This is a genomic window from Larkinella arboricola (genome assembly GCF_003259745.1).
In the GTDB taxonomy this organism is placed as follows: Bacteria; Bacteroidota; Bacteroidia; order Cytophagales; family Spirosomataceae; genus Larkinella; species Larkinella arboricola.
The window spans coordinates 449,641-464,105 of record NZ_QLMC01000002.1; the positions used below are offsets into that span (position 1 = coordinate 449,641).

At 54.6% G+C, this 14,465-nt stretch carries 12 protein-coding genes; 5 read left to right on the forward strand and 7 right to left on the reverse strand.

Annotated features, from left to right (window positions below; translation table 11 throughout):
* Positions 1 to 50: 50 nt before the first annotated feature.
* Positions 51 to 1,277: an FISUMP domain-containing protein gene (locus tag LX87_RS08975; protein WP_111627874.1), complete on the reverse strand. Its 1,227-nt coding sequence runs from the start codon at positions 1,275 to 1,277 to the stop codon at positions 51 to 53.
* A 181-nt stretch (positions 1,278 to 1,458) separates the two neighbouring features.
* Here LX87_RS08975 and LX87_RS08980 point away from each other — a divergent pair, with 181 nt between their 5' ends.
* The 3 genes from LX87_RS08980 to LX87_RS08990 are packed head-to-tail and all read left to right on the forward strand — an operon-like array spanning position 1,459 to position 4,246.
* Complete coding sequence (locus LX87_RS08980; RefSeq protein ID WP_111627875.1) at positions 1,459 to 2,604, forward strand: glycoside hydrolase family 5 protein; 1,146 nt, start codon at positions 1,459 to 1,461, stop codon at positions 2,602 to 2,604.
* On the forward strand, positions 2,604 to 3,389 hold the full coding sequence (locus tag LX87_RS08985) for a pseudouridine synthase (RefSeq protein WP_111627876.1): 786 nt from the start codon (positions 2,604 to 2,606) through the stop codon (positions 3,387 to 3,389). Before LX87_RS08980 ends, LX87_RS08985 begins: the two co-directional genes overlap by 1 nt.
* The gene (locus LX87_RS08990) at positions 3,386 to 4,246 is read left to right on the forward strand and encodes an SDR family oxidoreductase (protein WP_111627877.1); all 861 of its coding nucleotides are present in this window, start codon (positions 3,386 to 3,388) and stop codon (positions 4,244 to 4,246) included. Before LX87_RS08985 ends, LX87_RS08990 begins: the two co-directional genes overlap by 4 nt.
* Before the next feature lie 83 nt (positions 4,247 to 4,329).
* On the opposite strand, the gene LX87_RS08995 is transcribed toward LX87_RS08990, so the two are convergent.
* Complete coding sequence (locus LX87_RS08995) at positions 4,330 to 4,695, reverse strand: DoxX family protein (protein ID WP_111627878.1); 366 nt, start codon at positions 4,693 to 4,695, stop codon at positions 4,330 to 4,332.
* 165 nt (positions 4,696 to 4,860) lie between these two features.
* Between LX87_RS08995 and LX87_RS09000 the strand changes: the two genes are divergently transcribed.
* The gene (locus tag LX87_RS09000) at positions 4,861 to 5,232 is read left to right on the forward strand and encodes a winged helix-turn-helix transcriptional regulator (protein ID WP_111627879.1); all 372 of its coding nucleotides are present in this window, start codon (positions 4,861 to 4,863) and stop codon (positions 5,230 to 5,232) included.
* Positions 5,233 to 5,263: 31 nt separating this feature from the next.
* On the opposite strand, the gene LX87_RS09005 is transcribed toward LX87_RS09000, so the two are convergent.
* Both LX87_RS09005 and LX87_RS09010 read right to left on the reverse strand, forming a co-directional pair.
* Positions 5,264 to 6,148, reverse strand: coding sequence for a DUF5694 domain-containing protein (locus tag LX87_RS09005; protein ID WP_111627880.1), 885 nt, complete (start codon positions 6,146 to 6,148; stop codon positions 5,264 to 5,266).
* A 152-nt stretch (positions 6,149 to 6,300) separates the two neighbouring features.
* The gene (locus LX87_RS09010) at positions 6,301 to 7,593 is read right to left on the reverse strand and encodes an acetyl-CoA hydrolase/transferase family protein (RefSeq protein WP_111627881.1); all 1,293 of its coding nucleotides are present in this window, start codon (positions 7,591 to 7,593) and stop codon (positions 6,301 to 6,303) included.
* Between the two features lie 469 nt (positions 7,594 to 8,062).
* On the opposite strand from LX87_RS09010, the gene LX87_RS09015 reads away from it, so the two are divergent.
* A complete protein-coding gene (locus LX87_RS09015) occupies positions 8,063 to 11,026 on the forward strand; it encodes a tetratricopeptide repeat protein (protein WP_111627882.1) in 2,964 nt (987 codons plus the stop codon).
* Positions 11,027 to 11,163: 137 nt separating this feature from the next.
* Here LX87_RS09015 and LX87_RS09020 read toward each other — a convergent pair whose 3' ends face one another.
* Genes LX87_RS09020 through LX87_RS09030 form a run of 3 tightly spaced genes read right to left on the reverse strand, consistent with a single transcriptional unit; the run spans position 11,164 to position 14,464 of the window.
* Entirely contained in the window at positions 11,164 to 11,961 is a 798-nt protein-coding gene (locus LX87_RS09020; RefSeq protein WP_111627883.1) for a glucosamine-6-phosphate deaminase, read from the reverse strand.
* Positions 11,958 to 13,154: an N-acetylglucosamine-6-phosphate deacetylase gene (nagA, locus tag LX87_RS09025; RefSeq protein ID WP_111627884.1), complete on the reverse strand. Its 1,197-nt coding sequence runs from the start codon at positions 13,152 to 13,154 to the stop codon at positions 11,958 to 11,960. Before nagA ends, LX87_RS09020 begins: the two co-directional genes overlap by 4 nt.
* Positions 13,142 to 14,464, reverse strand: a complete 1,323-nt coding sequence (locus LX87_RS09030) for a sugar MFS transporter (RefSeq protein WP_111627885.1) — start codon at positions 14,462 to 14,464, stop codon at positions 13,142 to 13,144. The genes nagA and LX87_RS09030 overlap by 13 nt, the downstream gene beginning before the upstream one ends.
* Position 14,465: the final 1 nt, after the last annotated feature.

The following is a 14,465-nucleotide window of genomic DNA, read 5'->3' on the forward strand; positions in this document are numbered from 1 at the left end:
GTGGCTGGTGTCACCGAAAACCGTTTTTTAACTACCGCCAAAGCTGGCGGTTACTTGTCGCGCACCAGCCGGATGGGAAGGTAGGGCGGGTTGTAGCCAACCGGGTACGCACCGAATTTGGCGTAGGTGTCGCTCGGCAACTGAATGAGTTCGAAGGCAATCGGAATCTCCTCTTCGTTCAGATCGGAGGTCCAGAGCAGGCAGTTGGTGCCTTCGCCGTTGGGGTTGCCGTTTAACACCCGCAGGTTGCCGGGCACGGCGTTGAAACCCGATTTGTTGTTGGCGTAACCATCCTGTTTTTTCCAGCCCGTTGCCGCCATCAACTGACCCAGCTTTTTCTTGGAAGCCAGATCCGAACCGTCTGTCGAACCCCAGTCGTTCAGCGCCAGACCCTGCGATTCGAGCAGTTTAACGAAATCCTGCCGGGACGGCAAGCGCCATCCTGCCGGGATCTTGATCACGTTGGGTAAATCAGCGTATTTGCAATAGGTGCCGTACTGCGGTTTGTTACCGTCTTTCAGACCGCCCACGCCCCCGTCGTAGTTTACCGACATCCATTCCTGCGAGCCAATGGTTACCGTCGGGTAATACTGCTTTCCGATCTGGACGTAGCTGCCGGAGGTCGGCGGTTTCGAGTAGCTGCCGTTGCCGCCCGGCGAGTTCGGAACGTCGTTGCCTACTTTGGTGTATTCCACCGAATACTGGTTGCCACCGTCGAACCGCTGGGCTTTCAGGTAGTTAGTCTCGTTGGGAAACGTGGTGCCCTGCGGATTGCGCAAGACGCTGAAGTAGTTTTTCAGGTCGTCGGCTTTGATGGGCGATTCCTTGTAACCCGGTGATTGATTGCTGAAAATCCGCATAACACCGGACTGGGCGTGGAATGTCAGCTGGGCGGGCTTGGCCTGGTATTCGAGCGTTCCGGTGATTTTGTACAGGTATTGCTTTTCTTCTCCACCGCTGCCGCTGTACACTTCCGATGTGTATTCGACGGCGTTTTTACCGTCTTTGGTAAAGATCATGGTGCGGAATTCACGAAAACCCGCTTCGCCCTGAAAAGTCTTGTTTTCCCAGTTTTTCGTCAGCGGGCCGTTGTTGTGGCTGGCATACCACGTACCGACCAGGTCGTCGGGAATGGAGGTGTACGGCGTGTTGGGCATCTCTTCGTTGCCACCGCCCCCCTCAACGGGGGCCACGGGTTCCTTGTTGCAACTCGTCAGGGTGCTGACCACCAGGGCCAGTAAAGCCGCTTTTGACAGCAAACGTTGTACGGACTTCATCTTGGTTCTTCTGTATTTGTTGTTGGCCCCAAACGCGTTCGGGTAGTACAAAATTGGGTACGGATCGGGGCGGATTGAAGAAACTTATGCGCCAATTGCCAAAGGCCCGGAATCAATTGCGCAAAAACAACACTAAAGTGGTTTTTGAGTAAGTTTGTAGTTCCACTATACCCGTCTCTGTATGCAACGCAGAACATTTCTCCAACATACCGGCCTGCTGGCGGCTGCCGTTCATACATCCGGCCCCGCAGTTTTGGCGTCTACCCCGGCTCCAGCGGCCAAGAATAAACTGCCTAAATGGAAGGGGTTCAATCTGTTGGATTTCTTTTCGCCCAATCCGGCCCAGAGCCGTCCGGCCACCCAGGAAGACTATTTCAAGTGGATGCGCGACTGGGGTTTTGATTTTGTCCGGATTCCTATTGCTTATCCGTCGTACCTCAAATTTGACCGTAGCCGGAACATCACGCCCGAAGAGGTCTACCAGATCGACGAGCAGGCTGTGGAACGCATTGACAGGCTGGTGGCAATGGCCCACAAACACGGTTTGCACGTCAGCCTGAACCTGCACCGTGCGCCCGGCTACTGCATCAATGCCGGTTTCCACGAACCGTATAACCTCTGGCGCGATCAGCAGGCGCAGGATGCTTTCAATTTCCACTGGAATATGTGGGCCAAACGCTACAAAAACACGTCGTCCAAGAAAATCAGCTTTGATCTGGTGAACGAGCCGAGTATGCGGGAGGACATGAACGACCAGCATTCCAAAAGCGGGCCGGTGCCCGGCGAGGTGTACCGCAAAGTGGCCAAAGCCGCTGCGGAAGCCATTCGGAAAGAAAACCCGGACCATCTGGTCATTGCCGACGGTAACAGTGGCGGTTCGACCGTCATTCCGGAGATTACCGACCTGAACATCGGGCAGAGCTGCCGGGGCTATCATCCGGGCATTATTTCGCATTATAAAGCACCCTGGGCCAACAAAGACCCGGAGAACCTGCCGATGCCGAAATGGCCCGGACAGGTGGGCAACAAATACCTCAGCCGCGCCATGCTGGAAGAATTTTATAAACCGTGGATCGGGCTGGTCAACCAGGGCGTGGGCGTACACTGTGGCGAATGCGGCTGCTGGAATAAAACACCCCACGACGTGTTTCTGGCCTGGTTTGGCGACGTACTCGATATTCTGAGTAGCAACGGCATTGGCTTTGCGCTTTGGGAATTCAGTGGTTCGTTTGGCGTGCTGGATTCCGACCGGGCCGACGTGGCCTACGAAAACTGGCACGGCCATAAGCTGGACCGGAAGTTGTTGAATCTGATGGCAAAATATTGATGGGAGAGGAGCAGCCGGAAGTTGGCGTTATTCATTCACAGAAGGAGCTGGAAATTCTGTATCAATCCAGTGATCTGGTCGCGGTCAATAAACCGCACGGTTTGCTGGTGCACCGCTCGATTATCGCCAGCGACGCCAGCGAGTTTGCCGTGCAGTTGCTGCGCGATCAGTTGGGGCAGCGCGTCTATCCCGTTCACCGGCTCGACCGCAAAACCGGGGGCGTTCTGTTGTTTGCGCTGGATGAAACAATGAATTCGCTCATGCAGCAGCAGTTTGCCGACGGCAAGGTGGACAAGACCTACCTGGCTATCGTACGCGGGTACACCCCCCACGAACTCGACATTGATTATCCGCTCCGGGTCGATGAACGTTCGGCGGGGTCGGCAAACGCCAAAGTGGGCACTGTACAGGATGCGTTTACGCACTTGAAAACCCTCCGGCGCACCGAAATTTCGTTGCCGTTTGGCAAACACGCCACTTCCCGGTATTCGCTCGTGGAACTGACGCCCACCACCGGCCGGCTCCACCAGCTCCGGAAGCACATGGCGCACATTTTTCACCCGATCATCGGCGACCGGCCCCACGGCTGCAACAAGCAAAACCGGTTGTTCAAGGAGCAGTTTGGTATGGAAACGATGCTGCTGCACGCCGAGCGCATCCGGTTCCGGCACCCGCTGACCGACGAGGAAATTGCCATCACAGCGCCCTGGCAGGCCGAATTCAGCCGGATGCTGACGGTTTTGTTTGATACTCCGGATGTGAACGCTAATACGCTACCGGCATGAAAATCGCCGTTCTGGGTGCTACGGGTCTGATCGGAAAACCCGTTACGGAACAACTGATTGCGGCTGGTTATACCGTCACGATTCTGGCGCGTAATCCCGAAAAAGTGCAGGCCCGGTTTCCTACTGCGCGGATCGTCCGTGCTGATTTGCGGAATCCGGAAAGCCTGCGAACCGGACTGCAACACCAGCAGGCGGTTTACCTGAATCTGTCGGTCCGGCAAAACGAGAAGCCGAATGAATTTCACACCGAAACTGACGGCCTGAAAATCCTGCTGGCCGAAGCCCGGCGGGCGGGCATCCAGCGCATTGGTTATTTGTCGTCGCTGGTCATGCGGTATCAGGGCCTGAACGGGTTTCGCTGGTGGGTGTTCGACGTGAAGCACGAAGCCGTGCGCCTGTTGAACGAATCGGGTATTCCGACCACGATTTTTTATCCGTCCACGTTCATGGAAAGTTTCTCGATGCAGACGCAGGGGCCGCTGCTGCCATTGGCCGGAAAATCCGTCGCGCCCATGTGGTTTGTGGCCGGGCAGGATTACGGGCGGCAGGTGGCGCGGGCGCTGCAACTGCCGGGCAATCAAAACCGCGAATACGTTGTTCAAGGGCCGGAAGCATACACCTACGAAGCGGGGGCAAGGCTGTTTGTCCAGCAGTATGCCAAACGAAAACTGGCCATTGTAAATGCACCCCTGGGCGTTCTGAAATTGCTGGGACGCTTCAACCCGACGATTAACTACGGCGCGCACATTGTAGAAGCGCTGAACAACTACCCCGAACGCTTCGAAGCCGAACCGACCTGGGCAGAACTGGGCCCGCCGACCCTGACCATTGGTGATTACGCCTGGCAGGCTCCCTGAGCAGGGTACTGATAGTGGATCAAAAGCAAAAGCCGCACCGGTTAACTGCTCGTGCGGCTTTTCAGCAATGTTTCTCTCGTCGTTTAGGCCAGCTTGCCGGAAGAAAGAAAAATGGTTTGATCGCGCAGGAAAGCCGAAATCCAGATCAATACCATTGGCAGAACGGCATTGAAGGGAGTACCGTGGGAAAGCTCCGTAGCCAGCGCACCAGCGAAGTAGCAGGACAATAGAATAAAGCCCAGTTTCATGGTTTTGGGATACAGGTACAACAGCGCAAAGACAATCTCCATCATCCCCAACAACGTAACATAAGGAGCTACGCCCATTTTATTGAGGGTTGCCACCATCTCCGGAGATGCGGTTAGTTTCATAATCCCACTGAAGATGGTCATTCCGGCGGCTAATACCGTGAAGAGGATGGTTGCAATTCGTTTGATTTTAGGATTCATAGCGGTAAACGTGTTAAAAACATAAGAGTCAAAGCGTGGGACTGAGCCAACAAAAAAGCGGTCGGTATTTTTGGTCCGTACGTAACTTGCTGCGACAAAATTACGTACATTTGCTATCCAAAGTATAGCAGTTACCTGAAGGTAACCAGATGGTATTTAGGAAAGATGAAGCAAAGACCACATTCGGAGTGCCAGAGTGCGCTCCTGCCGATTCGGGATGCGCTGGAGGTGCTGAGTGGAAAATGGAAGCTACAGATCATTATTTCGATCTCAACCGGCAATCAGCGGTTTCGGGAAATTGAGCGGAGCATTCCCGGCATTACTTCCAAAGTATTGGCTAAAGAGCTTAAGGATCTGGAAGAACACCAGCTCATTAAGCGGACCGTGCACGATACCATCCCGGTGGCAGTTTTATACACGCCGGAACCTTACGCCTGTTCGTTGGATAACGTGATCAAGGCGCTGCACGAATGGGGGACGGGCCACCGGAAGAAAATCATCCAGCGGGAAACCACAGAATTGCCAACGGGGGAATAAAACCTTACGGACTCAAAATAATAGCCATCGTTTACTTCTTCGGTTCCAGATAGGATAGGGGTGAGACAATTTTATAAGCCGGATTGTCTTCGACCAGGTCCTGCAACACACCAACGTGCGTCTGACCCATGATCACGAGCAACTTCCGGCCCCGGTTTTTGAGTTGCGCCGTTAGAATATTCGAATAGATTTTGAGGTTCCGGTTGTAAAACAGACTGATGAATTCAGCACCGATGTAGGCTTTATCGAGCTTGCTCAGGTCGGTGCTGTGAACGCCCGACTCCGAGAAATCGCCGTTGATGACCAGGGCGGGCGTGTTGTAGAACAGCCGGTGGGTCAATTGAATCATCGCGGGCCGGTTGATGGCCACCACGTAATCGTACAGCGAAAGGCTGTCCTGTTGCACAGCTTTTTTGAGCGGCCGGGCGGTATTCTGGAGTTTCTGCAAGCCCTGCCGGAAGAGTTCGATGTTCTTGCCTTTGCTCAGCAGCGACTGCGACGTGGCCTCGTAATGATCAATGCCGTAAATCCGCGGGTGGTTCAGAAGTTTGCCGAGCGCAAAACCCACCTGATACGTTTCGCTCCGCCCACCGTCCAGATCGGTTAATCTGAGCGAACCCGAGCGGTACAAACGAAACAAACTATCCAGCCGCGCTTGCTCCCTGGGTTCCACTTCCACCATAATCATATCCGGCGCGAACCGCTTCAGGGCCGCGTTGAGTTTGGCTAGTTCAGCCTGCTTTTTCGAGCTGAAAACCTCGGCCTGGGGCGTGCCGTTTGCCAGTTGGTTCAGGTGGTCGAAGCCGAGAAACAGGATTTCAACCGGCTCGGTTTGCTGGGCGAAAGCGGTTTTTGTTCCGAACAGAAATGATAGTAAAAAGAAAAAAACGATCCGGTACGTACCCCTGAATCTCATGCGCAAATGGGTTGAAGTCGTGCTGATGAAAATGCGTCGGCAAAATTACATGCCTGAATGGATGCACTGCCCGAACGATGATGGATGGCTTTTCGAGATGGTTAAACAGAATAAATGGCCCATAAAGGGCCATTTTCTATCCAGTCTGGACCTTACTCAAATATCTTAAACCGTTCGTGGGCCTGCCGTTCCAGCGTTTCGCGGTGGTCGGGGTGGGCAATATTGATCAGGGCCTGGGCGCGTTGGCGGAGGTTTTTACCGTACAGATACGCAACACCGTATTCCGTTACGATATAGTGAACATGGGCGCGGGTAGTGGTTACACCGGCTCCTTCTTTCAGGAAAGGGACAATCTTGCTGTCGCCGTATTTGGTAACCGACGGCAGGGCAATGATCGGTTTGCCGCCCTCCGAGAGCGAAGCACCCCGCACAAAATCCATCTGTCCGCCCACGCCCGAATACTGGAATGTTCCGATGGTGTCGGCGCAGACCTGACCCGTCAGATCCACTTCAATGGCGCTGTTGATGGCCGTCACTTTCGGATTGCGCCGGATAATGGCCGTGTCGTTGGTATAGGTCACTTCCTTCATCACCACGCTGGGGTTATCGTTGATAAAGTCGTACAGCCGACGGGTGCCCATCGCAAAACAGGAAACGAGTTTGTAGGGAATGGCTTTCTTTTTTTCGTTGGTGATAACCCCCCGTTCGACCAGATCAATCACGCCGTCGGAAAACATTTCGGTATGAATACCCAGCTTCTGGTGGTGAACCAGTTCGGCCAGCACCGCATTCGGAATCCCGCCGATGCCCATTTGCAGCGTCGCGCCGTCTTCAACCAGTTCGGCCACGAAGCGGCCAATTTTCTGTTCGGTGGGCGTAGCGGATTTTAACGGCATTTCGTACAACGGATCGTCGCATTCGACGGCAGCGTGCAGGGTTCTAACGTGAATAATACCGTCTCCGTGCGTACGCGGTACGTTGGGGTTGATCTGGGCAATGACGTATTTGGCGGTTTTGACGGCACTCAGCGAAATATCAACCGACGGGCCGAGCGAACAGAAACCGTGTTGATCCGGCGGGGAAACCTGAATCAGCGCCACATCCAGCGGCAGAATATTCCGTTGAAACAGCAACGGTATTTCACTCAGAAAAATCGGAACGTAGTCGGCCATACCGGCGTTGACCTGCTTGCGCATGTTGGCCCCGATAAAGAAAGCATTGGGATTAAACTGGGCCGCATACTGCTCTTCACAATACGGCAGATGGCCTTCGGTATGCATGTGGCATACCTCAATATCGCGAAGTTGCTCCCCAGCGGCCCGTTCGACCATCGCCCTGATAAGCCGGTGGGGCGTCTGGGCGACGCTGTGGATAAAAACGCGGTTGCCGGACTGAATGACCTGTACGGCCTGCTCCGGGCTGACAATGGGCACCAGATTATTCATGCGTGGAAAGGGATGACTAGCGTGGTTTGATTTTTGGCAAATCTACAGTCTAAGTGGCTTGGAGCGGGTGAGCAAGATCATAAGGTGGACAATTACTTATCCTAGGGATTGTTGGCGGGGCTTTTTACCATGAAGAAAATATAAAGCGGCTGCCGGTCAGATTACCATTGGCGGGAAAATCAGGAATCGTCCTACAGATTTAGGCATGAGCATGTCGGTTTGAGGAGCGGTTTGAGCAGAAATAAGTACAGGAGCACAGCGAATTGAGCGGGCGGGACGGCATTAACACAGTCGTAAGTTCATTTAGCCCGGTCGCAACAGGAAGTTAATTTGCAGGAATAATGATAAAAACAAAATTTGTTTTGGATTTTATGGGTAATTCAGGTAAAAAATAGGGGCCATTCAATCAATTCGTTAGGTAACATATTCGACGATACGCGTAAATTGCCGGAGTAAAATCGGTGCGTTGATGGGAAAAATTTTACTTCTTTTTTGTGCCATCGGGTTTTGTGCGGTAGCGCAGCCAAGCAAGCGCGATAGTCTGGAAGCCCTCCTGCAAAAGGCGGGGCCAGATACCAACCGGGTCCGGCTGCTGAACGATGCGGCCGCTATCTACTGGAGCAGTGATCCGGAAAAGCTAAAACGCTACGCCGAAGAAGCCATGCAGCTTTCCCGGCAACTGGATGATGGCGTCGGGATGGGTCGAAGCTACGTCAGTATGGGAATCTATCACTGGGCGAAGGGCAACTACCAGAAGGCGATTGAATCGGTCAAAGCGGGTTTGCCGTATCTGGAAGCGGGGAAGAACAACCGGGCGATCTCGGCTGCCTATCACAATATGGGCATGAACTATGCCGCCCTGAGCGATTTTCCACAGGCGATTGACTATTACTTCAAAGCACTGAAAGTTTACGAGGGAATGGGCGCTGGCACACAGGCGCAGGCAGCGAGCACGTATAATGCCATCGGCGTTATCTTTGAACACCAGCAAAATTACGATCAGGCGTTGAAATACTACTGGCAGTCATACCGAAAAAATGCCGGTACCGATCTGCGCGGACAGATGGGGGTATTGATTAACATCGGTACGGTTTACCAGCTAAAAGGCGATTTGCGCAAAGCGGTTTTCTATCTGAATCAGGCCCGTAGCGGTTTCGAAACGATGAAGGAACCCATTGGAATCGCGATGAGCCTGAACCATCTGGGCGAAGTGTACCTGAAAATGAAGCAGCTCGACCGGGCCGAAAACCACTATCGTCGGGCGTTGCAACTGGGCGAGCAGAAAAATTACCAGTCGAGCATCCTGACGAGTCTGCTCGGGCTGGGCAGGGTGCGTTCGGAAACCGGTCAGGACGCCCGGAGCCTCGACTATTACGAAGAAGCCCGGCAGCTGGCCGAACAACTGCACCAGCGGGAAGACCGGCTATCGGCCTACAAGGGACTGGCGGCTGCCTATGCTGCCACCGGCAATTTCGCAAAAGCCTACGGTTTTCAGTCGAAATGGGTGGCCCTGAACGATTCGGTATTCAATGAGGAGAGCGCCAAAAAGATTGCCAGCGTACAGGCCGGATACCAGTCTGAAAAAAAACAGGCCGAAATTGAACTACTGAAAAAGGAGCAGGAAGTATCGGTGTTGTGGCGCAATACCATCGGGGCCGGTTTGCTGCTGACGCTCCTCGTCGGGGCGCTGGTCGTGAGCCGTCAGCGGTTGAAAATCCAGAAAAATCAGGCGTTGCTGGAGCAAAGCCGGTTGGTGGCCCAAAAGAACGAACAACTCCAGCGCCAGACGCTCCAACTGGAAGGGCAGGCCCAGACGCTGGCCACACAGGCCCGCCAGCTTCAGGAACTGGACGAGGTGAAGTCGCGGTTTTTTGCCAATATCTCCCACGAATTCCGGACCCCACTGACGCTGATCATCGGTCCGCTGGCCGAAAAAATGCGCTCCATGACCGACTCCACCGATGTCGATTTCCGCTGGAACGAGGTGGCCGTCATGCACCGGAACGCCCAGCGGCTTTTGCAGCTCATCAACCAGTTGCTCGATTTGTCGAAGATTGAATCCGGAAAAATGGAACTCCGGCTTCAGCCGGGCCCCATCAACGACCTGCTGACGGTAACGGCGGCTTCCTTTTCGTCCATGGCCGAGCAGCGGCATATTCAGTACACCGTCCATATACCGACCGAACGGCTTTCGGTGCGCTATCACGCCGACCAGTTTGAGAAAGTGGTGACCAACCTGCTGTCGAATGCGTTCAAGTTTACGCCCAACGGAGGTTCGGTTACGCTCACCGCGCAGCGGATTCTGAAGCACGAAAAACCGTATGTGCAGCTATCCGTCGACGACAACGGTATTGGTATTGCCCCCGAGCAGTTCGAACGGGTTTTTGAACGGTTTTATCAGGGAACTACTTCGCTGGTGGGCGACCAGCCCGGTACGGGCATCGGCCTTTCGCTGGTCAAGGAGGTAATTCAACTGCATAACGGTACCATCCGCGTCGAAACAAAAGCCGGGCCGGGGGCGCGGTTCGTGGTGGAATTGCCGCTTGTGGAGTGGGCAGACCCCATCAGTGAGGGCACCTCGATCAAAAGTCGGGCGGATGAAGCGCGCTTTGTCGCGGACAATACCGTTCCGGACGAACCGGAAAACGGGGCGGAAGAATCCGACCAGCGACCCGCCTTGCTGATTGTGGAGGATAACGATGACCTGCGGATGTTTATCCGAAACCAGTTGCGACGGCATTACCGGGTTCTGGAGTCCGAGAACGGTGTTCGGGGGCTGGAAGCGGCCATTGAGCAGGCACCCGATCTGATTATCAGCGACTGGATGATGCCCGAAATGGACGGGGCCGAACTCTGTCGGTGCATCAAAACCGACGAACGAACCAGCCACATTCCCGTCATCCTGCTGACGGCTTTAGCCACGCAGGACAACAAACTGACCGGTCTGGAAACCGGTGCCGACGATTACCTGACCAAGCCGTTCGACTCGCGGGAGTTGCTGGTGCGGGTGCAGAATCTGATCGAAAGCCGCCGGAAGCTCCGCGAACGGTTTGGCCGCGAACTCCGGATTGGTCCCACGGACATTGCCGTAACTTCCGCCGACGAAAAATTTCTGATGCGCGTCATGAAAATTGTGGAAGATAACCTGGGCAAATCGGAATTCAGCGTGGAGGAATTTGGCCGGGAAGCGGGCCTGAGCCGGATGCAGTTACACCGCAAACTGACAGCGTTAACCGGGCAGTCGGCGGGTGATTTCATCCGTGTGATGCGTCTGAAACGGGCGGCCCAATTGCTGGAAGGTCAGGCCGCTACGGTATCCGAAATTGCCTATGAAGTCGGCTTTAATTCGCTTTCCTACTTCTCCAAAGCTTTCCGCGAGCAGTTTGGCGTGCTGCCGACCGAATACGCCAGTCGTCCCAATGCATCGGTATGAGTGAGCGGTACGCTGTCGTAGCCTTTGATTGCCGGGGAATTAACGCAAGTGGGTCTGTTTTGTGAAACCGGTAACGAAAAACGCGGATTGAATACCCACCCAATCCGCGTTTTCCGTCCATAACCGTAAAAGCCATTCTAGGCCGTTTCCTGGAAGAATTTTCTGGCACTGTCCTGATCGATAAAGAGCTGGGTGCTGGGGTGCGACCGCAAAATGGTCGAAGGAAATTCTTCCGTAACCGCATCGACCAGCGTGTGATAAATCGCTTCGGCTTTGTGGGCCGCCGGAACCATGCAGAACAGGTGTTTGCCGCGCAGCAGGGCCGGAATTGTCAGGGTCAGGGCGTATTCGGGTACCTGGTCCAGCGATTCAAAGCATTCATCGTGAACCTGTTGCATACGGCTGGTCAGATCAAGCTGCACCTGTTTGACCAGCACCGGATCGTTGAAGTTGGCAACGTGCGGGTCGTTGAAGGCAATGTGGCAGTTCTCACCAATCCCCAGGCAGACAATATCCGTCGGGTATTGCTCCAGCAGCGCGGCATACCGTTGGCATTCCTGTTCCGGATCGGCGGCATTGCCGTCCAGATAATACACCTCCCGGATGCCAACCTGATCGAAAAGCTGCTGTTTCAGAAACAGCCCGAAACTCTGGGGGGCATCGGTGGGCAGACCAATGTATTCGTCCATGTGGAACGCCCGGATGCGGGTCCAGTCGATGCCGGATTCCTGCGCCAGCGTTGCCAGAAATTCATTCTGCGAGGGAGCCGAAGCAAATATGATATTGATAAAGTCCTGATTCTGCTGTAGTTCTTTGATTTTTTCGGCGACGGCCCGGGCGGCACTCAGGCCCAGTTGCTGCCGGTTTTCAAATAAGTTAACCTGAAGCTGGTCGACGTTAAATATGTGGTTGGGAGACGTTAGCGAAGTCGTCATGCGTTTATTAAAAGTTGATTAGAGTAGACAAGATTTCCGTTGACAAGCGTGGCCGAAATGTCTACATTTTCGTTAAAAATGACCAGATCGGCGTCCTTGCCCGGTGTCAGCGAACCTTTGCGGGATTCGACGCCCATAATGCGTGCGGGGGTAGTGCTGGCCATCCGGACGGCATCCAGCAGCGGCACGTCGGCCAGTTGAACCATGTTGCGCACGAGCTGATTAGTAGTCGCTACGCTGCCCGCAAACGAACTGCGGTCCGGCAATTTGGCAACGCCGTCTTCCACGATGACTTTCAGGCCGTTTTTCAGCGACCCGAGCGTGCTTTCGCCTTCGGGCATCCCGGCGGCCCGCATGGCATCGGTAATCAGGGCCGTGCGGTCGGCGCCTTTGATTTTGTACACCAGTTTGAGCAGGGGTGGCGGCAGGTGAACCCCGTCCGTAATGATCTCTACGTCCATATCCAGCAGGTAGGCGCTTTCAATCACACCCGCATACCGGAAAGCATTCCGGCGCGTGACGCCCGACATGGCCGAGTACAGGTGCGTCGCCAGCGAATAGCCGTTCTCGTACGCTTCCAGCACGTCTTCGTAAATGGCATCGGTATGGGCCACAGCCGCCAGAATGCCTTTTTCGCGCAGCCGTCGCCCGAACGGTATGGCACCCTCCAGCTCCGGCGCGGCACTCCAGCGAACGATAGACGACGAATAGGCCAGAATTTCTTCGTACTCCTGCGGGTCCGGGTTGCGGATGTAGCGCGGGTCCTGCGCCCCCCGCTGACTCAGCGCGAAGTAAGGCCCCTCCAGATGGATACCCAGGAAAGCCGCGCCCCGGCGGTTGGTCCGGTTGGCCGCTTTGTAGGCATCCAGCGTTTGCAGCAGGTCTTCTTTCTCGGCGGTCAGGGTGGTGGGTACCAGCGCGGTCGTGCCGTAGCGGGCGTGGAGTTCGGCGATTTTCAGGAAAGCTTCTTCCGTGCCGTCCATGAAGTCGTAGCCCCCGCCCCCGTGGACGTGAATGTCGATAAATCCGGGCGCGACGTACTGGCCCCCCGCATCAATTTCTACGGCATCCGGCACCTCCACATCCCGTTCGTGAATGCCCCGGATGATACCATCTTCGATCACGACGGTGCCGCCCCGGATGTAGCGGTATGGGGTAATCAGGATGCCATTCGTTATTTTCAGAAGCCCCATTTGCGCAGTTGATGGCCTTTTACGGCGTAAAACACGAGATAGAGGTAACAGGGAAATAGAACCCAGTAGGCTACACGCAGGTCGTATAAGTCGGCCAGATAACCGTAGATCAGCGGCATGATGGCGTTCCCGCACAGCCCCATAATCAGGATGGAAGCACCCAGTTTCGTAAACCGTCCCAGACCGTCCAGCGCCAGTGGCCAGATGCCCGCCCAGACCAGCGAATTGGCCAGACCCAGCAGCACCACGAACCAGATGGAAACATCGGTTTGGTGTCCTAAAAAGGTAAACGAACCCTGAGCAAAGATGATGAGGAGCGTAAAAATTGCGCCCAAAACCGTACAGATCCGCAACGCATTGACCTGGCTAATGAAGCGGGGAATGGTAACAATGCCGATCAGATAACCGCAGATGGTGCAGAACAGCGTGTACGAAGGAAATACCTTGGCTTCCAGCAGGTCAATGCCCATCGAATCGGCGTAACTGATGATGGTGTCAATAGCGATTACCTGCGTACCGACGTGCAGGAAAATGGCTACCGCGCCCAGAATCAGGTGCGGAAACTGAAAAATGCTGGTTTTGCTGGCGTTGGCTGTGGCCACTTCGGGAGTTTCGTGTTCCGTGTTGAGTTCGGGCAGGGGAGAGCGGTAGACCAGATACCCCAGTATGAACAGGAACGTGCCCAGCACGGCATACGGCGGAATCACCCGGCGAATCAGTTCATCCAGAGCCGCGCTCCGCTGCACATCGGTCATGCTGCCGAGTTGGGCAAACAGGTCGGTATCCGTCGGGCGCAAAATTACCGCGGCAAAAACAATCGGCGACAGAATACCGGCGGCTTTGTTGCAGATACCCATGATGCTGATGCGCTGTGCAGCCCGTTCTTTCGGCCCCAGAATGGTAATGTACGGGTTGGAAGCCGTTTGCAGAATGGCCAGCCCGATTCCGATGGTAAACAGGCCCATCAGAAAAATACCGTAGGTCCGGGTGAGAGCCGCCGGAATAAAGATAAACGCTCCCAGCGCCATCGCCCAGAAGCCAACCATCATGCCCTTCTTGAAACCGGCCACTTTCAGCAGATAGGATGCCGGTACCGACATAATGAAATAGGCAATGTAAAAAGCAAAGGCCACCAGATACGCCTGAAAACTCGTGAGTTCGCAGGCAATTTTGAAGTATGGAATCAGGATGGAGTTTACCCAGGAAATGAATCCGAAGATAAAAAACATCAACCCGATCAGAAAAATGGAAATGGTGGTATCCCGCTTATCGAGGCTGCTGACGTCGATGGCGATGGTATTCGATTTCATC

Coding starts and splice junctions, on each gene's coding strand:
- LX87_RS08975 (WP_111627874.1), bottom strand. CDS start 1,277: ATGAAGTCCGTACAACGTTTGCTGTCAAAAGCGGCTTTACTGGCCCTG.
- LX87_RS08980 (WP_111627875.1), top strand. CDS start 1,459: ATGCAACGCAGAACATTTCTCCAACATACCGGCCTGCTGGCGGCTGCC.
- LX87_RS08985 (WP_111627876.1), top strand. CDS start 2,604: ATGGGAGAGGAGCAGCCGGAAGTTGGCGTTATTCATTCACAGAAGGAG.
- LX87_RS08990 (WP_111627877.1), top strand. CDS start 3,386: ATGAAAATCGCCGTTCTGGGTGCTACGGGTCTGATCGGAAAACCCGTT.
- LX87_RS08995 (WP_111627878.1), bottom strand. CDS start 4,695: ATGAATCCTAAAATCAAACGAATTGCAACCATCCTCTTCACGGTATTA.
- LX87_RS09000 (WP_111627879.1), top strand. CDS start 4,861: ATGAAGCAAAGACCACATTCGGAGTGCCAGAGTGCGCTCCTGCCGATT.
- LX87_RS09005 (WP_111627880.1), bottom strand. CDS start 6,148: ATGAGATTCAGGGGTACGTACCGGATCGTTTTTTTCTTTTTACTATCA.
- LX87_RS09010 (WP_111627881.1), bottom strand. CDS start 7,593: ATGAATAATCTGGTGCCCATTGTCAGCCCGGAGCAGGCCGTACAGGTC.
- LX87_RS09015 (WP_111627882.1), top strand. CDS start 8,063: ATGGGAAAAATTTTACTTCTTTTTTGTGCCATCGGGTTTTGTGCGGTA.
- LX87_RS09020 (WP_111627883.1), bottom strand. CDS start 11,961: ATGACGACTTCGCTAACGTCTCCCAACCACATATTTAACGTCGACCAG.
- nagA (WP_111627884.1), bottom strand. CDS start 13,154: ATGGGGCTTCTGAAAATAACGAATGGCATCCTGATTACCCCATACCGC.
- LX87_RS09030 (WP_111627885.1), bottom strand. CDS start 14,464: ATGAAATCGAATACCATCGCCATCGACGTCAGCAGCCTCGATAAGCGG.